The sequence below is a fragment of the Actinoplanes rectilineatus genome, from assembly GCF_000962825.1.
Classification (GTDB): Bacteria; Actinomycetota; Actinomycetes; order Mycobacteriales; family Micromonosporaceae; genus Actinoplanes; species Actinoplanes rectilineatus.
The window spans coordinates 134273-157420 of sequence record NZ_JZKF01000008.1 but is presented as its reverse complement, the minus strand read 5'-3'; the positions used below and the strand labels follow the sequence as shown (position 1 = coordinate 157420).

At 71.6% G+C, this 23148-nt stretch carries 18 protein-coding genes and 1 tRNA gene; 14 read left to right on the top strand and 5 right to left on the bottom strand.

Translation table 11 applies throughout. From position 1 onward, the window contains the following. Nucleotides 1–161 precede the first annotated feature (161 nt). Nucleotides 162–1826 (bottom strand): hypothetical protein, encoded by a 1665-nt coding sequence (locus WH85_RS09230; RefSeq protein WP_157410907.1) that lies wholly within the window; start codon nt 1824–1826, stop codon nt 162–164. Between the two features lie 128 nt (nt 1827–1954). Between WH85_RS09230 and hisI the strand changes: the two genes are divergently transcribed. Genes hisI through WH85_RS09215 form a run of 3 tightly spaced genes read left to right on the top strand, consistent with a single transcriptional unit; the run spans nt 1955 to nt 4412 of the window. Then, nucleotides 1955–2395: a phosphoribosyl-AMP cyclohydrolase gene (gene hisI / locus WH85_RS09225; RefSeq protein WP_425394625.1), complete on the top strand. Its 441-nt coding sequence runs from the start codon at nt 1955–1957 to the stop codon at nt 2393–2395. Next, complete coding sequence (locus tag WH85_RS09220; RefSeq protein WP_045741315.1) at nt 2392–3900, top strand: anthranilate synthase component I; 1509 nt, start codon at nt 2392–2394, stop codon at nt 3898–3900. The genes hisI and WH85_RS09220 overlap by 4 nt, the downstream gene beginning before the upstream one ends. Before the next feature lie 11 nt (nt 3901–3911). Continuing rightward, complete coding sequence (locus WH85_RS09215; protein WP_045741314.1) at nt 3912–4412, top strand: Trp biosynthesis-associated membrane protein; 501 nt, start codon at nt 3912–3914, stop codon at nt 4410–4412. 89 nt (nt 4413–4501) lie between these two features. Here WH85_RS09215 and WH85_RS09210 read toward each other — a convergent pair whose 3' ends face one another. After that, on the bottom strand, nt 4502–4729 hold the full coding sequence (locus WH85_RS09210) for a hypothetical protein (RefSeq protein ID WP_052720271.1): 228 nt from the start codon (nt 4727–4729) through the stop codon (nt 4502–4504). Nucleotides 4730–5159: 430 nt separating this feature from the next. Here WH85_RS09210 and trpC point away from each other — a divergent pair, with 430 nt between their 5' ends. From trpC to WH85_RS09180, 6 genes are read left to right on the top strand one after another with little or no spacing between them, the layout of a single operon-like run. Next, on the top strand, nt 5160–5951 hold the full coding sequence (gene trpC, locus WH85_RS09205; protein ID WP_245673872.1) for an indole-3-glycerol phosphate synthase TrpC: 792 nt from the start codon (nt 5160–5162) through the stop codon (nt 5949–5951). After that, nucleotides 5948–7171, top strand: coding sequence for a tryptophan synthase subunit beta (gene trpB, locus WH85_RS09200; protein ID WP_045741311.1), 1224 nt, complete (start codon nt 5948–5950; stop codon nt 7169–7171). The genes trpC and trpB overlap by 4 nt, the downstream gene beginning before the upstream one ends. Continuing rightward, on the top strand, nt 7168–7968 hold the full coding sequence (gene trpA, locus WH85_RS09195) for a tryptophan synthase subunit alpha (protein WP_045741310.1): 801 nt from the start codon (nt 7168–7170) through the stop codon (nt 7966–7968). Before trpB ends, trpA begins: the two co-directional genes overlap by 4 nt. Then, on the top strand, nt 7965–8615 hold the full coding sequence (locus WH85_RS09190; RefSeq protein WP_045741309.1) for a pyridoxine/pyridoxamine 5'-phosphate oxidase: 651 nt from the start codon (nt 7965–7967) through the stop codon (nt 8613–8615). The genes trpA and WH85_RS09190 overlap by 4 nt, the downstream gene beginning before the upstream one ends. A 39-nt stretch (nt 8616–8654) precedes the next feature. After that, complete coding sequence (gene lgt / locus WH85_RS09185; RefSeq protein WP_045741308.1) at nt 8655–9794, top strand: prolipoprotein diacylglyceryl transferase; 1140 nt, start codon at nt 8655–8657, stop codon at nt 9792–9794. A gap of 6 nt (nt 9795–9800) precedes the next feature. After that, nucleotides 9801–10985: an FAD-dependent oxidoreductase gene (locus tag WH85_RS09180; RefSeq protein ID WP_045741307.1), complete on the top strand. Its 1185-nt coding sequence runs from the start codon at nt 9801–9803 to the stop codon at nt 10983–10985. Nucleotides 10986–11339: 354 nt separating this feature from the next. Here the strand turns inward: WH85_RS09180 and WH85_RS09175 are convergent, their stop codons facing one another. Then, the gene (locus tag WH85_RS09175) at nt 11340–12242 is read right to left on the bottom strand and encodes a GNAT family N-acetyltransferase (RefSeq protein WP_045741306.1); all 903 of its coding nucleotides are present in this window, start codon (nt 12240–12242) and stop codon (nt 11340–11342) included. Nucleotides 12243–12423: 181 nt separating this feature from the next. Between WH85_RS09175 and gltB the strand changes: the two genes are divergently transcribed. The 4 genes from gltB (at nt 12424) to WH85_RS09155 (ending at nt 21140) form a co-directional block, all read left to right on the top strand. After that, entirely contained in the window at nt 12424–16977 is a 4554-nt protein-coding gene (gene gltB, locus WH85_RS09170) for a glutamate synthase large subunit (protein WP_425394623.1), read from the top strand. After that, nucleotides 16970–18433, top strand: a complete 1464-nt coding sequence (locus tag WH85_RS09165) for a glutamate synthase subunit beta (RefSeq protein WP_045741304.1) — start codon at nt 16970–16972, stop codon at nt 18431–18433. Before gltB ends, WH85_RS09165 begins: the two co-directional genes overlap by 8 nt. Nucleotides 18434–18828: 395 nt before the next feature. After that, the gene (pyk, locus tag WH85_RS09160) at nt 18829–20265 is read left to right on the top strand and encodes a pyruvate kinase (protein ID WP_045741303.1); all 1437 of its coding nucleotides are present in this window, start codon (nt 18829–18831) and stop codon (nt 20263–20265) included. Continuing rightward, entirely contained in the window at nt 20262–21140 is an 879-nt protein-coding gene (locus WH85_RS09155; protein WP_045741302.1) for an acyl-CoA thioesterase, read from the top strand. The genes pyk and WH85_RS09155 overlap by 4 nt, the downstream gene beginning before the upstream one ends. A 15-nt stretch (nt 21141–21155) precedes the next feature. Here WH85_RS09155 and WH85_RS09150 read toward each other — a convergent pair whose 3' ends face one another. Both WH85_RS09150 and WH85_RS09145 read right to left on the bottom strand, forming a co-directional pair. Then, on the bottom strand, nt 21156–21830 hold the full coding sequence (locus tag WH85_RS09150; protein WP_052720270.1) for a DUF308 domain-containing protein: 675 nt from the start codon (nt 21828–21830) through the stop codon (nt 21156–21158). 488 nt (nt 21831–22318) lie between these two features. Beyond that, nucleotides 22319–22392: transfer RNA gene (locus tag WH85_RS09145), tRNA-Leu, on the bottom strand. 130 nt (nt 22393–22522) lie between these two features. On the opposite strand from WH85_RS09145, the gene WH85_RS09140 reads away from it, so the two are divergent. Then, nucleotides 22523–23143 (top strand): ANTAR domain-containing response regulator, encoded by a 621-nt coding sequence (locus WH85_RS09140; RefSeq protein WP_045741301.1) that lies wholly within the window; start codon nt 22523–22525, stop codon nt 23141–23143. Nucleotides 23144–23148: the final 5 nt, after the last annotated feature.

The window sequence follows — 23148 nt, the reverse complement described above, 5'->3', positions numbered from 1 at the left end:
CGGGATCCCGACGGCCAACCTTCTGCCGCCGTCTGGCCGCGGGATCCCGTCATGTGCTCTGCCGGCCGGTGCCGCGGTCGGCAGAGCACAACCACACCACACACGACGGAGGGCCGCACCTCGAGGTGCGGCCCTCCGTCGTGTTGATCACATGCCGGACGTCAGAGCGACAGGATCCGGTCCAGGAACTCGCGGTACCCGCGCATCGCCATCCGCATGCTCTCGGTGTCCGGGGTGTCGGTGCCGCGCAGCGGGTCCAGATCGTCCCGCTCGGCCAGCAGCACCTCGGTCAGCTCGTTGACCGCGTCGGTGAGCAGGTCGTGCGCCCGGGTGAGCGCCGTCACCGGGTCGTCGACGAACTCCGCCTTCACCTCGTGCCAGGCCGCCCGGAAGTGCCGGGCCGCGTCCTCGTCCCAGATCGTGCGCGGGGTGCCGGCGTCGTCGCCCGGCCCGTCCAGAGCGTCCTCCGGGCGGCGTGCCCGGCGGGCCGGCTCGACGTCCTCCAGGCTGGCCGACCGGCGGACGCCACCGCCCGCGAGACCGGTCACCCCGGCGCCGCTGCCCGGGAAGACCGGGAACTCGACCTGCGGCGCGGCGACCGAGGGGGCCTGCGGCGCGGCCGACACCGGCTGCGGCGCGACCGGTGCGGACGCCGGGGCGACCGCGGCCGACCCGTACACCTCGCCGGACCGGCCGAGGCTGTATCCGGTCGGGCTGAAACCGAACGAGCCGTCACCGGCCGGCGGGAGTCCCGCGTACCCGGTGGAGCTCTCGGCCGGCTCGGCGTCCGGCGGGGTCCGGGTCGCCGGGATCTGCAGCAGCGGCACCGTCATCGTCGGCGAGGCGACCGCGGGGGCCTCCACCGCCGGGCTGACCGGTGCGGCCGGTGCGGCCTCGGCGACCGGGCGCGGCTCGGGAGCCGGCGCCGGCGCCGGGACGGGAACCCCGGAGGTCGGCGCGAGCGTCCCGGCGGGGTGGTCCGGGGTGAAGTCCGGCACGCCGAAGGGGCCGGCCGGGAAGTCCGGGGACACCGGGAACTCGGGGGAGACCGGAGCTCCGGAGACCGGCCCGGCCATCGGGACACCGGAGGTCGGCACGGCCGGCTGGGCCGCGCTGGGCACCGAGGCCCAGCCGGCGACCGGGCGCGCGTGCTCCACGGGTGTCCCCGGGTCGAGCTCGTCGCCGGTGCCGGCCGCCGGCGATGCCGGCACGCCGTCCGGGCCCAGCTGCTCGCCGGCCTGTGCGTAGCCGGGCGCGCCTGCCCGTCCGTTCATGTCCTCACGTCCGTTCTCATCGCTGGTCGCCGCCGGTTCGGCGGTGTCCTGATCATCGGCCGGGGCCGCGTCCGGTTCGGTGTCCCCGGGTTCTTCCGCGGTCCCCGAGCCGGGCGTGTCCGCCTCGGCGTCCTCGGCCTTCTCCGCCTTGTCGTCCTGTTCGGGGGCGGTGCGCCCGCCGAAGAGGAACCGGCCGGCGTTGCCGAGCCGGAATCCGCCGACCCGGCTCTCCGGCTCCACGGACTTTACGTCCTGACCGGGGTCCGTCTCGTCGTCCGGAGGTACCGAGTGATCAGTATCGCCGTGCCCCTTCCGGCCGGGTGCGCCGGTGGCCGGACGGCCGGCCACCGGGGGCCGGGGCGTGCCCGGACCGACCCGCCCGGCCGCCTTGTTCAGCCCGAACGGATCGGGTGGGGAGGCCGTCGGCCCCCGGGTGCCGAGCGCGACCACGTCCGCCTCCACGCCGTCCGCGAGGCTGTCCGGACGGCCCTGCCACATCCGCGGCATGCCGCTCGAGGGCACGGTGCTGTCACTGTTGGACGTCGGCTCCATCCGTTTCACCACTCCCGTAGTGGGGCGCCGCCACCGGATCCGGAGAACCGCACGGACACGGACGGCAGGCAGTCGGGCACGTACCGCGTTCCGGCGACCGTACCGCTCCCGATCGCCCGGCACATCCCCTGTGCCCGGATCGTGGGCCTTCCACAGGCGGTTACCGGGCGGCCCGGTGCCTGGGGGAGAATCCGAGCGTGCCCGTATCCGATGCAGCAGAGACCTCCCTCGACCCGGCGATCGCCGCCCGGCTCAAGCGCACCCCTGACGGCCTGGTCGCCGCGATCGTGCAGGAGCACGGCACCGGCGACGTCCTGATGCTGGCCTGGATGGACGACGAGGCGCTGCGCCGCACGCTGGCCACCGGCCGGGCCACCTACTGGTCCCGCAGCCGCGGGGAGTACTGGGTGAAGGGCGCCACCTCCGGCCACCACCAGCACGTCCGCCGGGTCTCGCTGGACTGCGACGGGGACGCGCTGCTGCTGACCGTCGAGCAGACCGGCGCCGCCTGCCACACCGGCACGCACACCTGCTTCACCGACGATCTCCCCGTGGAGGATGCGAAGTGACAAGCGGCGCCACTGTCCCCGACGAGGCCGGGTTCCTCGCGATCGACCGCCGGGTCGTGCCGGTCACCCGCAAACTGCTCGCCGACGGCGAGACCCCGGTCGGCGTCTACACCAAGCTGGCCGGCGGACCGGGCACCTTCCTGCTCGAGTCGGCGGAGCAGGGCCTGGCCTGGTCGCGGTACTCCTTCATCGGCGTCCGGAGCACGGCGACGCTCGTCGAACGTGACGGGGAGGCGGCCTGGCTCGGGACACCGCCGGCCGGCGTACCCCTCGGGGGTGATCCGGTGGCGGCCCTGCGCGAGACGGTGGCCGCGCTGACCGGCGCGAGCGCGCCCGACGACGGTCTTCCGCCGCTCACCGGCGGCCTGGTCGGCTACATCGGCTACGACCTGGTCCGCCGCTTTGAACGGCTGCCGTCCACGGCGACCGAGGACGTGCCGCTGCCCGAGCTGGGCATGATGCTCGCCACCGACCTGGTCGTGCTGGACCACCACGAGGGTTCGGCGCTGCTGGTGGCGAACGCGATCCTGGACGCCGGCGCCGACGAGACCGCCCGTCGTGCCGCCTACCACCAGGCGATCGGCCGGCTGGACGCGATGACCACCGCGCTGTCGCGGCCCACCCCGCCGATGGTCTCCACGGTGGAGCGCGTTCCGGCCGGTGAGCCGGTCAGCCGCACCGCCCCGGGTGAGTACCAGAAGGCCGTCGAGGTCGCGAAGGAGGCGATCCGGGCCGGCGAGTGCTTCCAGATCGTGGTGGCGCAGCGATTCGAGCGCCCGACCGACGCGACCGCGCTGGACATCTACCGGGTGCTGCGGGCCACCAACCCGAGCCCGTACATGTACCTGTTGCGCTTCGACGACTTCGACATCGTCGGCTCGTCGCCGGAGGCACACCTCAAGGTCAGCGCGAACCGTACCGCCCTGCTGCACCCGATCGCCGGCACCCGCTGGCGGGGCGCCACCCCGGAGCAGGACGCCGCGCTCGCCGCCGAGCTGCTCGCCGACCCGAAGGAACGCGCCGAGCACGTGATGCTGGTCGACCTGGGGCGCAACGACCTGGGCCGGGTGTGCGAGCCGGGCAGCGTCGAGGTGCCGGAGTTCGCCCGGATCGAGCGGTACAGCCACGTCATGCACATCGTGTCCACGGTCGTCGGCCGGCTGCGCTCCGACCGCACCGCTTTCGACGCGCTGGCCGCGACCTTCCCGGCCGGCACGCTCTCCGGTGCGCCCAAGGTCCGGGCCATGGAGATCATCGAGGAGCTGGAGCCGGTCCGGCGGGGCCTCTACGGCGGCACGGTCGGCTACTTCGGCCTGGCCGGCGACATGGACATGGCGATCGCGATCCGCACCGCGCTGCTCAAGGACGGTGTCGCCTACGTCGGAGCGGGCGCGGGCATCGTCGCCGACTCCGACCCGGCGGCCGAGGAGCAGGAGACCCGCAATAAGGCCGCCGCGGTGCTCGCCGCCATCGCCTCCGCCGAGACGTTGCGCGCCGCCCGGTGAACCCGCGCGGCATGCTCGCCTCGCTCGTCGCCTGCCTGGCCGGCGGCGGGCTGATCCTCTGGTCGGTCACCCGGGTCTGGACGGTCGAGGTCGAGCAGCGTACCGGGCTGCCCGAGCTGCGGACCGAGCAGACCGGCGCCGACCTGCACCCGTGGCTGGTCGGCCTGGCGCTGGTCGCCCTCGCCGGCGCGGGAGTGCTGCTGGTCGCCCGCGGGCCGGTCCGCCGCGGGCTCGGCGGTCTGATCTCGGTGGTGGGCACGGCGATGGCCGCGGGAGCGGTGGTGGCCTGGGCCGGAGCAGCCTCCGGCGTCTGGCCGGGGGGAGCGCTGCTGGGCAGCGCGGTCGTCGTGCTGGGCGGGGTGCTGGCGGCGCGGCACGGCGATCAGTGGTCCGGCATGTCCGCACGGTACGAACGGAGCACGTCCACGTCCGTTCCGGTGGTGAACAGTCCCGCCTCCGACACCCGCGCCGCGTGGGACGCCCTCGACCGGGGTGACGACCCGACCGCCTGAAAGTCACTTTCTCGCGGTCGGTTTCCCCACGGGATGCGCCTAGTCCGTTTTCCGGCGTGTCCGGGGCTGAACGGTCCCGTTCGGGTGAATCAGGAAGCCCGGGCGAAGGTCTTCACCCGTCGGGTCGCCGCCATCGCGGCCAGTGCGCGGCCGACGTCGGCACGCGCCTCGGCCCGGGCCATGTCGGCCTGGATCGCGTCCCAGGCGTTGTCGCGTGCCGTCCGCACGTTCGCCGGGCCGACCACGGCCCTCTGCACCCCGGTGGCCACGTCGGCCGCGATCGACACGATCGTCCGGGAGAGGCTTGCGAACCCCATCGGAGGGGTAGAGGAGGCAGTAGCCATTGCTCGTCTCCACATCATCGTCCGACTTCTCGGCGTGCACCGACGCCGGGACAAGTCTGCCCGAAGCCCATCGTGGCGGAGACCTGTTTCCGCACGGTGACACGTGGGTCAACGGGGGACGGGATCGGCTGAACGGCGGAGGATGCCCTGCACAGGGCGTGTGCCAGGTTTTCCGGACTGTGACCGAGCGAACAGCCCGCGTGGGGCAGCCTGGCATTATGCCGGAGTCCAATCCGTGAGGCGCGCCATACCCCCGGGAGGCCGTCACCCGCCGTCACCTCCTAGCATCGGGCCGAAGACACCCGGAGAGGGGAGTCATGACGTGACATCCGATCAGGCGGAAGCGGGCAGTGGCGGACCCGCGCGGCGCGGAGCGGCGCCGCAGCAGAACGTTCTCGAGGAGATCCTCGCCGGAGTGCGCGAGGACGTGGCGGCTCGCCAGGCGAAGCTGCCCCTCGAACAGGTCCGTGAACTAGCGGCGGCAGCCCCGCCGGCGATCGACGCGTACGCCGCGTTGCGCAAGCCGGGCGTGGCGGTGATCGCCGAGGTCAAGCGGGCCTCGCCCTCCAAGGGCGCCATCGCGGACATCCCGGACCCGGCTGACCTGGCCGCGGAGTATGCGGCGGGCGGTGCGCGCTGCATCAGCGTGCTCACCGAGGGCCGCTGGTTCGGCGGGTCGCTCGACGACCTCGCCGCGGTCCGCAAGTCGGTGAAGATCCCGGTGCTGCGCAAGGACTTCGTGGTCTCCAGCTACCAGATCCACGAGGCCCGGGCCCACGGCGCCGACCTGGTGCTGCTGATCGTCGCGGCCCTCGAGCAGAACGTCCTCGTCGGCCTCCTCGAGCGCATCGAGTCCCTGGGCATGACCGCCCTCGTCGAGGTGCACAACGAGGAGGAGGCCGACCGGGCACTGGAGGCGAACGCGAAGGTGATCGGGGTGAACGCCCGTGACCTGCGCACCCTCGAGGTGGACCGGTCCGTCTTCGAGCGGATCGCGCCCGGCCTGCCGAACAACGTGGTCAAGATCGCCGAGTCCGGTGTGCGCGGGCCGCACGACCTGATCCGCTACGCCTCGGCCGGTGCCGACGCGGTGCTGGTCGGCGAGGGCCTGGTGACGCAGAAGTCGCCGCGCGACGCGGTGGCCGAGCTGGTCAACGCCGGCAACCACCCCGCCACGCCCAGGCCGGTTCGATGACCGCGCCGTCGCTGCCGGATCTGGCCGGGCACTTCGGGAAGTACGGCGGCCGGTTCGTCCCGGAGGCGCTGGTCAAGGCCCTGGACGAGCTGGACGCCGCCTACCGGTCGGCGAAGGCCGACCCGGAGTTCCAGGCGCGCTTCCAGGATCTGCTGCTGAACTACGCGGGCACCCCGTCGCTGCTCTACCGGGCGACCCGGCTGTCCGAGGCGCTCGGCGCGGAGATCCTGCTCAAGCGGGAGGACCTGAACCACACCGGCGCCCACAAGGTGCGCAACGTGCTGGGGCAGGCCCTGCTCGCCAAGCGGATGGGCAAGCCGCGGGTGATCGCCGAGACCGGCGCCGGCCAGCACGGCGTGGCCAGCGCCACCGCGGCCGCCCTGCTCGACCTCGAGTGTGTCGTCTACATGGGTGAGACGGACACCGAGCGGCAGGCGCTCAACGTGGCCCGGATGCGGATGCTCGGTGCCCGGGTCATCCCGGTGACCAACGGCTCCCGCACGCTCAAGGACGCCCTCAACGAGGCCCTGCGCGACTGGGTGACCACCGTCGACACCACGCACTACCTGCTCGGCACGGCGGCCGGCCCGCACCCGTTCCCGGAGATCGTCCGGGACTTCGTGGGCGGCATCGGCGTCGAGGCCCGCGCCCAGGTGCTGGAGATGACCGGCAAGCTGCCGGACGCGGTCGCGGCCTGTGTCGGCGGCGGCTCCAACGCGATCGGCATCTTCCACGCGTTCGTCGGTGACGAGGGCGTGCGGCTGTACGGCTTCGAGGCCGGCGGCGACGGCGTGGAGACCGGTCGGCACGCGGCGTCGATCACCGGTGGCACCGTCGGTGTGCTGCACGGCAACCGGACCTACCTGCTGCAGGACGAGGACGGCCAGACGGTCGAGTCGCACTCGATCTCGGCGGGCCTGGACTACCCGGGTGTCGGCCCGGAACACGCCTGGCTGCACGACGCCGGTCGCGCGTCGTACGAGCCGGTCACCGACGCCGAGGCGATGGCGGCGTTCCAGCTGCTCTGCCGGACCGAGGGGATCATCCCGGCGATCGAGAGCGCGCACGCGCTCGCCGGTGCCGCGAAGATCGCCCCGCGTCTGCGCGAGGAGCTGGGGCGGACCCCGACCATCGTGGTCAACCTGTCCGGTCGCGGTGACAAGGACGTGCACACCGCCGGCGCCTACTTCGGCATCCTGGACAAGGACGTGGTCTCGTGACCATCGCGAGCACCTTCGCCGCGGCCAAGGCGGACGACCGTGCGGTGCTGGTCGGCTGCATGCCGGCCGGCTTCCCGACGGTGGACGACAGCATCGAGCAGATGATCGAGATGCACCGGTCCGGGTGCGACGTCATCGAGGTCGAGCTGCCGTACTCCGATCCGGTGATGGACGGCCCGGTGATCCAGAAGGCGAGCGACATCGCGCTGGCCAACGGGGTCCGCACCCGCGACACCCTGAAGATCATCGAAGCGGTCTCGTCGGCGGGTGCCACGGTCGTGCTGATGACCTACTGGAACCCGATCGAGAAGTACGGCGTGGACGCGTTCGCCCGTGACCTCGCCGCGGCCGGGGCCACCGGGCTGATCACGCCCGACCTGATCCCGGACGAGGCGCAGGAGTGGCTGGCCGCGTCGGACAAGCACGACATCGACCGGACCTTCCTGGTCGCGCCGAGCTCCACCGACGCCCGGATCGCGATGACCCTGGAGAACTGCCGGGGCTTCGTCTACGCCACCGCCCTGATGGGCGTCACCGGCGCCCGGACCGCGGTGTCCTCACAGGCACCCGAACTGGTGTCCCGGATCCGTGCGGTCGACCCGGACCTGCCGATCGGCGTGGGTCTCGGTGTCGGCAACGGCGCGCAGGCCGCCGAGGTGGCCGCGTTCGCCGACGGTGTCATCGTCGGCAGCGCGCTGATCCGCTGCGTCCTCGACGCCCCCGACCGGTCCACCGGTCTGGACCGGCTGCGCGCGCTGAGCGCCGAGCTGGCCGAGGGCGTCCGCGGCCGCGCATGAGCATCCGCGAGCAGTTGCGGGGGTTGCCGGTCCTGGCCGGCGACCTCCCCGGCTTCGACGCCGCCACCACCCCGGACGACCCGCACACGCTGTTCGTGCGCTGGCTGTCCGAGGCGGTGGCCGCCGGTGTCAGCGAACCGCACGCGGTCACCCTGGCCACCGTCGACGCCGACGGCCTGCCCGACCTGCGGGTGCTCATGCTGAAAGAGGTCGACGACCTCGGCTGGCAGTTCGCCACCAACCGGCACAGCGCCAAGGGCCGGCAGGTCGCCGCGAACCCGTCCGCCGCCCTCGGCCTGCACTGGCGCGAACAGGCCCGGCAGATCCGGGTCCGCGGACCGCTGCGCCCGCTCGACCGGGAGGCCTGCGCCGCCGACTTCCTGGCCCGCCCGATCCCGTCCCGGGTGGCGAGCCTGGCCGGGCCACAGAGCGCGGTGCTCGGCAGCCCCGGCGAACTGGCCGACGCGCTGACCCGGGCCGAACGTCTCGTCCACGATGCCCCGCAGACCGTCGCCGAGGACCACACGGTCTACGCGATCAGTCCGGTCAGCATCGAGTTCTGGCAGGGTGACGCCGAGCGACGGCACGTCCGGCTGCGATACCGGCGTAACGATGCGGTCTGGATCAAGGAACTCCTCTGGCCCTGAGGGTCACAGGACGCTCGCACAGCGGTAGCGTGTGCACCCGTGTACATCGCCGCCATCCCCAGTCCCACCACTTCGGTGTGGCACATAGGCCCGTTCCCGCTGAGGGCGTACGCGCTCTGCATCATCGCCGGCATGGTGCTCGCGGTGCTGATCACCGAGCGCCGCCTCCGCGCCCGGGGCGTGGCGCCGTGGTCGTCGCTGGACGTGGTGGTGTGGGCGGTCCCGTTCGGCATCGTCGGCGCCCGGATCTACCACCTGATCACCTCCCCGCAGGACTACTTCGGAGCCGGCGGTGAGCCGATCCGCGCCTTCTACATCTGGGAGGGCGGCCTCGGCATCTGGGGCGCGGTGGCCGGTGGTGCGGTCGGCGCCTGGATCGGCTGCCGCCAGATCGGCCTCAAGCTGAGCGTCTTCGCCGACGCGCTCGCCCCCGGCCTGCCGGTGGCGCAGGCGGTCGGCCGGCTGGGCAACTGGTTCAACAACGAGCTGTACGGCAAGGTCACCACCCTGCCGTGGGGACTCGAAGTGCACGAGATGGACTCGGCGAACCCCGGCCACGCCACCGTCATCGACGGTGAACCGGTGACCAAGCCGGACCTCTACCACCCGACCTTCCTCTACGAGCTGGTCTGGAACCTCGGGGTGGCCGGCCTGGTCTACGCCCTGGACCGCAAGTTCAAGTTCGGCAAGGGCCGGGCGTTCGCGCTGTACGTGATGGCGTACACCGCCGGCCGCCTGTGGATCGAGATGCTGCGCGTCGACGAGGCCAACACGTTCTTCGGGATCCGCCTCAACGTGTTCACCTCGATCATCATCTTCCTGGGTGCCGCGATCTACTTCTTCATTGTCCGCGGCCCGCGGGAGTTCGTCGTCCCGGTCGACGCCCCGACGACGGTGGCGGAGAAGGACGACGTCTCCGCGGTGGACGTCTCCGCCGAGTCCGGTGGCACCCCGAAGCCGCCGACGGCGTACCAGGTGGTCAGCGAGGAACAGTTCCTGGCGTACCAGAAGACCGGCATCCTGTCGGCCGACGCAGGCGTGGGCGCAGACGCGGATGCCGGCGCGGGCGCAGGCGCAGGTGAGGAGCCCGCGACGAAGGCCGAGCCCGCACCGGTGAGTGTGTCCGAGCCGGAGCCGGAGCCGGCCAAGGCCGAGTCCCGCCCCGCCGACGAGAACTGACGTCCCGTGCGCACGGCCGTGGTGGTGGGCGCCGGGATGGCCGGCCTGGCCGCCGCGGGTGCGCTGTCCCGTTCCGGCTGGCGGGTCACCGTCCTGGAACGGGCGGAACGGGTGGCCGCGCCACCCACCGCTCTCGTCCTCTGGCCCAACGGCCGTCGCGCGCTGGACGCCCTCGACCCGGACGGCGGCTGGTCGGGGATAGCGTCCGCACTGCCCGACGGCGGGGTGCGGCGCCCCGACGGCCAGTGGCTGATCGCCCCGCGTTCCCGGGCCGGCGCCGGCCCGGGTCCCGCCGCGGTGCACTGTGAGGACCTTTACGACGCCCTGGTCGCGGGTCTCGGCGAGCACACCGAGATCCGCACCGGCTTCGAGATCACCACGATCCGCTGCGACGCCGGCAGTCGTCCCGCCGTCAGCGACGGCCGTTCCACGATCGAGGCGGACCTGCTGGTCGGCGCGGACGGCATCGACAGCCGGGTCCGCACCACGGTGGCGCCCGAGTCGGTGGCGCTCGGTTCCGGGTTCGCCGCCTGGCAGGCGGTCATCCCCGGTTTCCGGGTGCCGACCCTGCACGGTGATCTGGGCGGCGAGACCCTCGGCGCCGGTTACCGTTTCGTCGCGGTCCCTCTCGGCGAGCGCGCGGCGGGCCGGGGCGGCATCTACTGGGTGGCCACCGCGGCCGGCGCCCCTCGCCCGGAACCCGCCGCCACCCAGCTTGCGCTGCTGAAACGCTGGTTCGCCGGCTGGCACGACCCGATCGGCGAGCTTCTCGACGCGACCCGCCCGGAGGACCTGGTCCCGCAGGGGGTCCGCGAGTTGCGCCCGCTGCCCCGCGCCTACGGTTTCGGCTGCGGTCCCGGTGGCGTGGTCCTGCTCGGCGACGCCGCCCACGCCATGCCCCACCACCTGGGCCAGGGCGCCTGCCTGGCCTTCGAGGACGCCGCCACGCTGCGGGCCCTGATGGCCGACGCGGCGCCCGGTCCCGATCTGGTCGCCGCGGTGGACGCCTACAGCCGCCTGCGCCGCCCGCGGACCACGACGGTCGTCCGTCAGACCCGCCGGATGTCCGCGGTGGTCCAGGCCCGGGGTCGTCTCGCGCTGCGTGCCCGCGACGCCGCCCTGAGTCACATGCGCCCGCGTTTCCTGGGCCGTCCACTGGACCCGGTGCTGGACTGGTCCCCGCCGGACTGAGCCGGACGGAGACGGCTCGAGGCGGACCAGGGCCTGGGCGTCTCTCTCACGCTTCCTTCGGGGGTACGCCCACACCTCCCCCCACCGCCACTACCCGTCCCGTGGTGGCCCCAGGTCGTTCGTTCGCCCCCGGTTGCTGCGCCCAGGCTCGCCGTCCGGCCCGTTCAGGGCGGTCGGCGGCCGGGATTTGGGAACGTGATCCACACTTCATGCGGGAGATCTCACATCGACGGAGATGACCGGGGATCCGTGTTCGCTGTGGCCCGCGCCATGCGACCGGTCAGCTGGGTAAGGACCGGCAACCCGATCCGATCCTTACCGGGTCCCAAGATCTGGGAAGTGTGAGGGATTCGGTCAGAGCGGAACGGCGGCCGGCTCGCCGATGCAGGCGGTGCCCACCCGGCGGAAGCCGACCTTCGTGTAGAGCCGGGCCGTGTCGTCGTCGCCCGCGGCCAGGAAGATCAGGCCGGCGCCGGACCGGAGGAGGTGGCCGGCCAGCGTGGCGGTCAGCTGCGAGGCGTACCCCTGATTGCGGGCGGACGGCAGTGTCGCCACCCCGGCGACCTCGGCGGTGTCGCCGTGCCGCTGGCCGGTGGCGACGGCGAGGATGCCGTCGGTGGGGGACTCGGCGACCAGGGTCGTGTAGTCACCGGTGGCGAACATCGCGCGGGCGTGGTCGACGGACTCGGTGCTCAACGGTTCCACAGCGTCGCGTTCCGCGGGGCCGGACGGGTCGATGGCCAGGGGTTTCTCCCCCGGAGTGGTCAGCGTGGTGAGCATCGTCAGCGGGGTCAGGGGCGAACGGTGCGGTGGGGTGGCGAAGGCCAGCCGGGCGACGGCCCGGGCGGCGCGCAGGTCCTCGGCGAAGTCGTCCGCCGTGGGGTCCAGGTAGCGCAGTGTGGCGCCGGGGACGGGCAGGTCGGGGACGAGCGCGGCGGCGTCCAGGCTCAGCAGCGGCGCGAGGAGCACCTCCAGCCCGGCGGACCGGGCGACCGCCAACAGGTCGGGGGTGGTCTCGTGGACCCACTCGAAGGACTCGGGCAGGCCGAGTTCACGCTGCCGGCGACGGGTCTCCAGGATGTCCGCTGCCGAAGGGGTGTGCGAACCGCGTGCGGGGCGGGCATAGTAGGGCCAGCCCTCTCCCTCGCGGATGAAGAGAATCAGTGAGCCGATCTCCTCGACGCGTGCCCAGGGTCGGGGCAAAGCGTCGTAGAACTGCTCGAGCCGGTCGAAGAGGTCCGAATCCACTCGCGCCATCGCGCGAGACTACCGGTCTCCGCACCCGCTGTGCTATTCAGTTCGTCCGCACCTCGCGGTGCGCGTGTGACCAATCCGCATCTGGCGGAGATCAGAGTCTCTTACCGTAGACTCGAGAGACTTTGCAGGGCCGACGTCGTCCCGACCTCAGAACGAAACACCAGTGACGACAGGAGGCCCGGTGGCATATCCGCACCCCCAGGGGCTTTACGACCCGGCTTTCGAACGCGATGCGTGTGGCGTCGCCTTCGTGGCCGACATCCACGGTCGTCGTTCCCACGACGTGGTCGCCAAGGGTCTGTCGGCGCTGATCCGGCTGGACCACCGGGGCGCGCGGGGCGCCGAGCAGAACACCGGTGACGGCGCCGGCATCATGATCCAGATCCCGGACGAGTTCTACCGCGCGGTCGTGGACTTCGAGCTCCCGGCCGCCGGCAGCTACGTCGCCGGGCTGGTCTTCCTGCCCACGGACCCCGACGACGCGGCCCGCGCGGTCAAGATCTTCGAGAAGTACGTGCTGGTCGAGGGCGCCGAGGTGCTCGGCTGGCGGGATGTCCCGGTCGCCCCGCAGGACCTGGGCGCGACCGCCGAGGACGCCCGTCCCGCGATCCGTCAGGTGTTCCTGGCCGCGGACCGTCTGGTCGGCTCGAAATCCGGCCCGTCCGGTGAGCCGCTGTCCGGCATCGATCTGGACCGGGTCGCCTTCTGCATCCGCAAGCAGGCGGAGCGGGAGACCTCGCAGCGGGGCATCGCGGCGTACTTCCCGTCGCTGTCCTCGCGCACCATCACCTACAAGGGCATGCTCACGCCGGAGCAGCTCCCGGCGTTCTTCCCGGACCTGACCGACGAGCGGGTCGCCAGCGCGATCGCCCTGGTGCACTCCCGGTTCTCCACGAACACGTTCCCGTCGTGGCCGCTGTCGCACCCGTTCCGGCTGATCGCGCACAACGGCGAGATCAACACGATCCGGGGCAACAAGAACTGGATGGCCGCCCGCGAGGCGATGCTCTCCTCGCCGAACATCCCCGGCAACATCAAGCGGCTCTTCCCGATCAACTCGGCGGAGGCGTCCGACTCGGCGAGCTTCGACGAGGTCCTCGAGCTGCTGCACCTGGCCGGCCGCAGCCTGCCGCACGCGGTGCTGATGATGATCCCGGAGGCCTGGGAGAACGACCCCGGCATGGAGTCGCAGCGCCGCGCCTTCTACCGGTTCCACGCCAGCATGATGGAGCCGTGGGACGGCCCCGCCTCGGTGGCGTTCACCGACGGCACCATCATCGGCGCGGTGCTGGACCGCAACGGCCTGCGCCCCGGACGCTGGTGGCACACCACCGACGGCCTGGTCGTGCTCGGTTCCGAGGCCGGCGTGGTCGACGTCGAGCCGGCCGACGTGGTGGCCAAGGGCCGCCTGCAGCCGGGCAAGATGTTCCTGGTCGACACCGACGCCGGGCGCATCGTGCACGACGACGAGATCAAGGCCGAGCTGGCCGCCGCCGAGCCGTATGCGGACTGGCTGCACGCCGGCCTGATCGAGATGGACGACCTGCCCCCGCGCGAGCACCAGGTCTACACCCACGACTCGGTGACCCGTCGTCAGCAGGTATTCGGCTACTCCGAGGAGGAGCTGAAGATTCTGGTGGCCCCGATGGCCCGGACCGGCGCGGAGCCGCTCGGCTCGATGGGCACCGACACGCCGATCTCGCCGCTGTCGACCCGCCCGCGGCTGCTGTTCGACTACTTCCACCAGCTGTTCGCCCAGGTCACCAACCCGCCGCTGGACGCGATCCGGGAGGAGCTGGTCACCAGCCTCTCGGCGACGATCGGCCCGGAGGGCAACCTGCTCGACCCGGGACCGGCGAGCTGCCGGCAGATCGTCCTGCCGTACCCGGTGATCGACAACGACGAGCTGGCCAAGCTGCTCTCCATCGACGAGGACGGCGACCTGCCCGGGTTCAAGGCGGTCCGGGTCTCCGGGCTGTACCCGTTGCGGGACGGCGCGGCCGGCATCAAGGCCCGCCTCACCCAGATCTGCCGGCACGTGTCCGAGGCGATCGAGGACGGGGTCCGCATCCTGGTCCTCTCCGACCGCGACTCCAACGCGGACCTGGCGCCGATCCCGTCGCTGCTGCTCACCGCCGCGGTGCACCAGCACCTGGTCCGGGAGCAGACACGCACCCAGGTCGCGCTGGTCGTCGAGTCCGGCGACTGCCGCGAGGTGCACCACGCCGCCACGCTGATCGGTTTCGGGGCGGCGGCGGTCAACCCGTACCTCGCCTTCGAGAGCGTCGACGACCTGATCGCCACCGGCACCCTGGTCGGCATCGAGCGGCACAAGGCGGTCCGCAACTACGTCAAGGCGCTCGGCAAGGGCGTCCTGAAGATCATGTCGAAGATGGGCATCTCCACGGTGTCCTCGTACTGCGGTGCCCAGGTGTTCGAGGCCGTCGGCCTGGACAACAAGCTGCTGCAGCGCTACTTCGCGGGCACCTCCGGCCGGATCGGCGGCGTCGGCCTGGCCGGCATCCACGCCGAGGTCAAGGCACGTCACGACAAGGCGTACCCGGCGAACCGGGCCGAGCGCACGCACCGCCGTCTCGAGGTCGGCGGGGAGTACCAGTGGCGTCGCGAGGGTGAGATCCACCTGTTCAACCCGGAGACCGTGTTCCTGCTGCAGCACGCCACCCGGTCGAAGCAGTACGACGTCTTCAAGCGCTACACCGAGAAGGTCGACCAGCTGTCCGCGGACGCCGGCCACCTGCGCGGACTGTTCCGGTTCACCCCGGACCGGCCGTCGATCGACATCAGCGAGGTCGAGTCGGCCGCCGACATCGTCAAGCGGTTCTCCACCGGCGCGATGAGCTACGGCTCGATCTCCGCCGAGTCGCACGAGACCCTCGCGATCGCGATGAACCGGCTGGGCGCCAAGTCCAACACCGGTGAGGGCGGCGAGGACGTCGAGCGGCTGTACGACCCGGAGCGCCGCTCCTCGATCAAGCAGATCGCGTCCGGCCGTTTCGGCGTGACCAGCGAATACCTGGTCAACGCGGACGACCTGCAGATCAAGATGGCGCAGGGCGCGAAGCCCGGTGAGGGCGGCCAGCTGCCCGGCAACAAGGTGTGGCCGTGGGTCGCGAAGACCCGGCACGCCACCCCGGGCGTCGGCCTCATCTCGCCGCCGCCGCACCACGACATCTACTCGATCGAGGACCTGGCCCAGCTGGTCCACGACCTCAAGTCGGTCAACCCGATGTCGCGGGTGCACGTCAAGCTGGTCTCCGAGATCGGTGTCGGCACGGTCGCGGCGGGCGTGGCCAAACTCAAGGCCGACGTCATCCTGATCTCCGGCCACGACGGCGGCACCGGCGCCTCCCCGCTGAACTCGCTCAAGCACGCCGGCACCCCGTGGGAGCTGGGCCTGGCCGAGGCGCAGCAGACCCTGCTGCTCAACAAGCTGCGAGACCGGGTCACCGTGCAGGTCGACGGGCAGCTCAAGACCGGCCGGGACGTGGTGATCGCGGCGCTGCTCGGCGCCGAGGAGTTCGGGTTCGCCACCGCTCCGCTGATCGTCTCCGGCTGCATCATGATGCGCGTCTGTCACCTGGACACCTGTCCGGTCGGCATCGCCACCCAGAACCCGGTGCTGCGGGAGCGTTTCACCGGCAAGCCGGAGTTCGTGGAGAACTTCTTCCTCTTCCTCGCCGAGGAGGTCCGTGAGCTGCTCGCCGAGCTGGGCTTCCGCACCATCGACGAGGCGATCGGCCACGCCGAGGTCCTCGACGTGGCGGCCGCGGTCGACCACTGGAAGGCCAAGGGTCTCGACCTGGCGCCGGTGCTCTACGTGCCGGAGCTGCCCGAGGGCGCGTCCCGCCGCGGCGTCGTCGCCCAGGACCACGGCCTCGAGGCGTCCCTGGACAACGAGCTGATCGCGCTGGCCCAGCCGGCCCTCACCGACGGTGAGCCGGTCCGTGCCGAGCTGCCCACCCGCAACGACCAGCGCAGTGTCGGCGCGATGCTGGGTGGCGAGGTCAGCCGCCGGTTCGGTGGCAACGGCCTGCCCGACGACACCATCGCGTTCACCCTGCGGGGCACCGGCGGCCAGTCGTTCGGCGCGTTCCTGCCGCGCGGTGTGACGCTGCGCCTGATCGGTGACACCAACGATTACGTGGCCAAGGGTCTCTCCGGCGGCCGGGTGATCGTCCGCCCGGCCGAGGACGCGCCGTTCGTCGCCGAGGACAACATCATCGCGGGCAACACGATCCTCTACGGCGCGACCGGCGGCGAGGTGTTCCTCCGGGGACGCGTCGGTGAGCGGTTCGCGGTCCGTAACTCCGGTGGTGTGGCGGTCGTCGAGGGCGTGGGCGACCACGGCTGCGAGTACATGACCGGTGGTGTCGTGGTGGTGCTCGGCCCGACCGGCCGCAACTTCGCGGCCGGCATGAGTGGCGGCAAGGCGTTCCTGCTCGACCTGGACCAGCGCCTGGTCAACCCGGAACTGGTCGACCTGACGCCGCTCACCGAGGACGAGAGCGACCTGGTGCGTACCCAGGTGGAGAAGCACCACGCGGAGACCGATTCGGCGGTCGCCGGCCGTCTCCTCAAGGACTGGGCCACCTCGGCGGAACGCTTCACCGCCGTGGTGCCGCGCGACTACAAGCGCGTGATGGAACTGATCAGGACCGCCGAAGCCGCCGGTCGCAATGTGGACGAGGCGGTCATGGGGGTCACCAGTGCCTGATCCGAACGGTTTCCTTCGTTACCAGCGACAGCTGCCGAAGCGGCGGCCCGTCCCGGTGCGGATCATGGACTGGCGTGAGGTCTACCCGCCCGCGGGCGAGGAACTGATCCGCGACCAGGCCACCCGCTGCATGGACTGCGGCATCCCGTTCTGTCACGAGGGCTGTCCGCTGGGCAACCGCATCCCGGACTGGAACGACCTGGTGCGGACCGGGGCGTGGGCGGCGGCCTCCGAGTCGCTGCACGCGACCAACAACTTCCCGGAGTTCACCGGGCGGCTCTGCCCGGCGCCGTGTGAGGCGGCCTGTGTGCTCGGCATCGGCGACGACCCGGTGACGATCAAGCAGGTCGAGGTGGAGATCGCCGGGCACGCCTTCCGGGCGGGCCTGGTGCCGCAGCCGGCGCCGATCGCGTCCGGCAAGTCGGTCGCCGTGGTCGGTTCCGGCCCGGCCGGTCTGGCGGCGGCCCAGCAGCTGGCGCGGGCCGGCCATGCGGTCACCGTCTACGAGCGCGACGACCGCATCGGAGGCCTTCTCCGGTACGGGATCCCCGACTTCAAGATCGAGAAGGACGTCATCGACGCCCGCCTCGAGCAGATGGCCGCCGAGGGTGTCGTCTTCCAGCCGGGCGTCGAGGTCGGCGTCGACATCACCGCCGACGACCTGCGGGAACGGTTCGACGCGGTGCTGCTGGCCGCCGGTGCGCTGCAGGGCCGGGACACCCCGGAGACCCCGGGCCGGGAGCTCGACGGCGTCCACCTGGCGATGGAGCACCTGGTGCCGGCCAACCGGGTCGTCGCCGGTCTGCAGGACGGCACGCCGATCGACGCCGCCGGCAAGCACGTGATCATCATCGGTGGTGGTGACACCGGCGCCGACTGCCTCGGTGTGGCCCACCGCCAGGGCGCTGCCTCGATCACCCAGCTCGACCAGTACCCGGTTCCGCCGGAGGAACGCGCCGGGATCAACGACCCGTGGCCGACCTGGCCGATGATCCTGCGCAACTACGCGGCCCACGAGGAGGGCGGCGACCGGATCTTCGGGGTCGCCGTGCAGGAGTTCATCGGCGAGAACGGCAAGCTCACCGCGATCCGGCTCGCCGACGTCGCGGTCCAGCGCGTCGACGGGGTACGGACCGTCACCGTCGTCCCCGGCTCCGAGCGGGAACTGCGCGCCGACCTGGTCCTGCTGGCCATCGGCTTCGCCGGCACCGAGGAGCAGCCGCTGCTCGACCAGTTCGGGATCGCCCGCAACCGGCGGGGCGCCCTGGATGCCGGCGCCGACTGGCAGACCGCGCCGGGCGTGTTCGTCGCGGGCGACATGCACCGTGGGGCCTCGCTGATCGTCTGGGCGATCGCCGAGGGCCGGGCCGCCGCGGCCGCGATCCACGACTACCTGGGGGCGGCGGGCGACCTGCCGGCTCCGGTCCGCGCCGACCAGCAGCCGTTGTCGGTCTGATACCACGATCGCGCCGATGCCCGTCACCCGTCGAGGGTGGCGGGCATCGTTGGTTACGGACAGTGCCGAAAGTCCCGGCATACCGCGTGACGGACGTTACGCAGGGTACGACGAGCGCCGGAGGCCTTCTCGGACCCGGCGAAGATCGACGGCCGCCGCGCCCCGCTCGCACCTCTTGCCTGGTGGTGCAGGGGCAGCTCGTACCGTGAATGGGGTTGCGGCATGTGCCGCCGACGGCCGGAAGCGGACCGATAAGCTGGGGCGGCGGTCGCTGAAGCCCGCTGGACGACGCAGCGCAACCCCTCCTTCATGCGGGTTCCTCGCCGTCGACACCCGCATTTCATGCCGAAGACGGGGGTCGGCCGCCGAGCCGCCCCAGGACAAGGACTAGCCTGATGGCCGTGACACGCCGCGTAAAGATCGTCTGCACGATGGGACCCGCGACCGCCCAGCCGGAGCGCATGCTCGGCCTGGTCGAGGCGGGCATGGACGTGGCCCGGATGAACTTCAGCCACGACAGCCGGGAAAACCACAAGAAGATCTACGAGATGGTGCGCACCGCCGCCGACCAGGCCGGCCGTGCCGTCGCCGTTCTCGCCGACCTTCAGGGCCCGAAGATCCGTCTGGGCAAGTTCGCCGACGGCCCCCACCGCTGGGAGACCGGTGACCGGGTCACCATCACCAGCGACGAGATCCTCGGCACCCGGGAGCGCGTCTCCTGCACCTACAAGAAGCTGCCGCACGAGGTCAAGGTCGGTGACCGCCTCCTGATCGACGACGGCAAGGTCGCGATCGAGGTCGCCGACGTCGAGGGCGAGGACATCCACTGCCTCGTCATCGAGGGTGGCCCGGTCAGCAACAACAAGGGCGTCTCGCTGCCCAACGTCGCGGTCAGCGTCCCGGCCCTGAGCGACAAGGACGAGGAGGACCTGCGCTTCGCCCTCGGCCTCGGTGTCGACCTGGTCGCGCTCTCCTTCGTCCGCGCGCCGGAGGACATCAACCTCGTCCACAAGATCATGGACGAGGAGGGACGTCGCGTCCCGGTCATCGCCAAGGTGGAGAAGCCGGAGGCCGTCGAGCACCTCGAGGCCATCGTCCTCGCCTTCGACGGTGTCATGGTCGCCCGCGGTGACCTCGGCGTCGAGATGCCCCTCGACCAGGTTCCGCTGGTGCAGAAGCGCGCCGTGCAGCTCTGCCGGGAGAACGCGAAGCCGGTCATCGTCGCGACCCAGATGCTCGACTCCATGATCGAGAACTCGCGGCCCACCCGCGCCGAGGCGTCCGACGTCGCCAACGCCGTCCTCGACGGCACCGACGCGGTCATGCTCTCCGGCGAGACCTCGGTCGGCAAGTACCCGGTTCTCACGGTCAGCACGATGGCCAAGATCGTCACGACCACCGAGTCCGGTGGCCTGATCATCCCGCGCCTGCAGCACGACCCGCGCACCCACGGTGGCGCGCTCACCGTCGCCGCCGCGCAGATCGCCCGCAACATCGGCGCCAAGGCCCTGGTCGCCTTCTCGCAGACCGGCGACACCGTGCGCCGTCTCGCCCGGCTGCACTGCGACCTGCCGCTCTACGCGTTCACCCCGGTCGCCGAGGTGCGCAACACCCTCGCCCTGAGCTGGGGCGTCGACACGTTCCTGACCGACTTCGTCGAGCACACCGACGACATGTTCCGTCAGGTGGACGCCAAGATGCTCGGCCTCGGCCTGGCCAAGCCCGGCGACTACGTCGTCGTCGTGGCCGGTTCCCCGCCGAACGCCCCCGGTTCCACCAACACCCTGCGCGTCCACCAGCTCGGTTCGCTCGTCGACCCGGCCACGGTGTGACCTTGCCACTGCAAGGGCAGGCCGCCGTCGACCAGCTCCTGGATCTCCTGGATCTGGAGCAGGTCGACGCGGCCTCCTTCCGGGGTGAGAGCCCGCAGACCGGAGCCCAGCGTGTGTTCGGCGGTCAGGTCGCCGGACAGGCGCTGGTCGCCGCGGGCCGCACCGTCGAGCCGGAGCGGCAGGTGCACTCGCTGCACGGCTACTTCGTCCGCCCCGGCGACCCGACCGAACCGATCACGTTCACCGTGGAGACCATCCGCGACGGACGATCGTTCTCGGTCCGGCGCAGCACCGCGCAGCAGCACGGCAAGACCATCTTCTTCATGTCGGCGTCGTTCCAGACGCCGGAGACCGGTCTCGACCACTTCAGCCCGGCACCGACCGACGTGCCCGCCCCCGAAGACGTCCCGACGATGCTCGACTGGGTCTCCCGATATCCCGATCGGCGCAGCCTGTTCAAGGCGTCCCCGCAGGCCGTCGACGTCCGCTACGTGGGCGTGCCCGGCTGGGTGCCGCCCGGCGACCGCGACGCGCAGGCACAGCAGCGCGTCTGGATGCGGATCAACGGCAAGCTCCCGGACGACCCGCTGATCCACGCGTGTGCGCTCGTCTACGCCTCGGACATGTCGCTGCTCGATGCGGTGCTGTCCACCCACGGCGAGGTCTGGGGGCCCGGGGGTGTGATCGGGGCCAGCCTCGACCACGCGGTCTGGATGCACCGGCCGTTCCGGGCCGACGAGTGGTTCCTCTACGACAGCGAGAGCCCGTCGGCGAGCGGGGCCCGCGGCCTGGCGAACGGGCGGATGTTCACCCGCGACGGCCGGCACATCGCCAGCGCGGTGCAGGAGGGGCTGCTGCGGCGCGTCGGTGGCTGAGGCCCCGGGCGGTCGTCAGACCCACGGTGCCGGCGTGAGCGTCGCATCCTGGTCGGACGACAGCAGCACCTGCGAGTGGAACGGCACCTCGGCGCCGCGTACCGCCGGTTCCATGACGGGCACTCCGGACGGGCTGCCCGGCTTGGCGCGGTGACGGCCGGTCGCCTCGAAATCGGCCAGGCCCGCGGCGTACCCGGCGAGGCCCTCCGTGCGCTCCTCGGGCTCCGGCGTGTTCTCCCGCAGCCGCAGCGCGGCCACCAGATCCGCCACCGCGCGCAGCACGCCCATCGCGCCCAGCACCATGACCAGCATCTCCGGTGTTCGGCCGAACGCGCTCGAGGAGAAGAATCCCAGCCCGGTCTGCAGCACGCCCAGGGTCAGCAGCAGCGCGTCCCGGGTCACCACGCCCACCGCGACGTCGGCCGAGCCGCGGACCAGCAGGTACCACCCGACGAGTGACGCCGGCGTGGTGAGCGACGAGTCCGGGCTGGCCAGCAGCAGCAACCCGGTCACCGCGAACAGGATGCCCAGGCCCGCGTTCAGCCACCAGGTGCGCGTCCCGGCGAGCGCCCGCATCATCTCGCAGACCGCGCCGAACAGCACGACCGGTCCGGCGACGAGACCGATTCCCATCGGTTCCAGCCGGAGCATCGCCCAGGCGACGGCCAGCCACGCAGCCGAGGCGAACATGAGGAATCCCCACATGCTTCCGCGCGCGAGGGCCCGGGGCGACGAAGCGGACATCATGAGGCAATGACACCATCTTGCGAGGCCAGGTGTCTGCAAGATCACCACTTCGGTCCCGCGATCCGGTCCGAACGGGCGACGGTCCGGCGCCGGATCCCTGGGAAGGTGGTGGTGCGGGGGAGGATGCCGGCCGATTCTTTTACCCGGCCGTAACGTGCACGCGCGCATTCGACGTCGTCGGCGGTGCTGTGATTTCCATGTGCATTTCCGGGCGGAACGGCATCGGGATGTCGGCCGGTACCGTTCCGTTCCCACGTCATCCCGCAGAATCAAATGCGGCCAATGCGCGCGTACGCGGAATGCGGTGGCCCCGGTTCGCCGCCATGACGAACCTGGTGTCGTGGATCGGCCCGAGATAACGATGAACAGCGGAATCGGTCGGCGCACCGCTGCCGTCGATCGGGGTGCCTCGCACCCTGAGGATTGCTGTGTGTCCCCGGTGGGATTCGAACCCACACTGAATGGATTTTGAGTCCATCGACTCTGCCGGTTGGTCTACGGGGACGACATCACGGGCGCCGGCGCACTTCGGTCACGCCAACCCGAGCAGGGGACAGCCTACCTACTAGGCTTAGGGCGGCGACACCCACATACCGGGGTGTCGCGACATCGACGTTGTGGGGGTAGGGGTTTTCGTGGCCGAGACGCAGGCTGGTGCCGAGCGCAAACGCGTGCTCATCGCCGAGGACGAGGCCCTGATCCGGCTGGACCTCGCCGAGATGCTCGTCGAGGAGGGCTACGACGTGGTCGGTGAGGCCGGTGACGGCGAGACCGCCGTGCGCCTGGCCGAGGACCTCAAGCCGGACCTGGTGATCCTGGACATCAAGATGCCGATCATGGACGGTCTGGCGGCGGCCGAACGGATCGCCGGCGGCCGGATCGCCCCCGTGGTGATCCTGACCGCTTTCAGCCAGCGCGACCTGGTCGAGCGGGCGCGCGCGGCGGGTGCGATGGCCTACCTGGTCAAGCCGTTCCAGAAATCGGATCTGGTCCCGGCGATCGAGATCGCCCTGTCGCGTTACTCGGAGATCGCCGCGCTGGAGTCCGAGGTGGCGGGTCTGACCGACCGCCTGGAGACGCGCAAGTCGGTGGAGCGGGCCAAGGGCGCGCTGATGACGAAGTACGCGATGACCGAACCGCAGGCGTTCAAGTGGATCCAGCGGACGGCGATGGACCATCGGATGACGATGCGCGAGGTCGCCGATCGGATCCTCGCCGAGCAGGAGACCGAGGCCGGCACCACCGAGACCGCCTAGGCTCC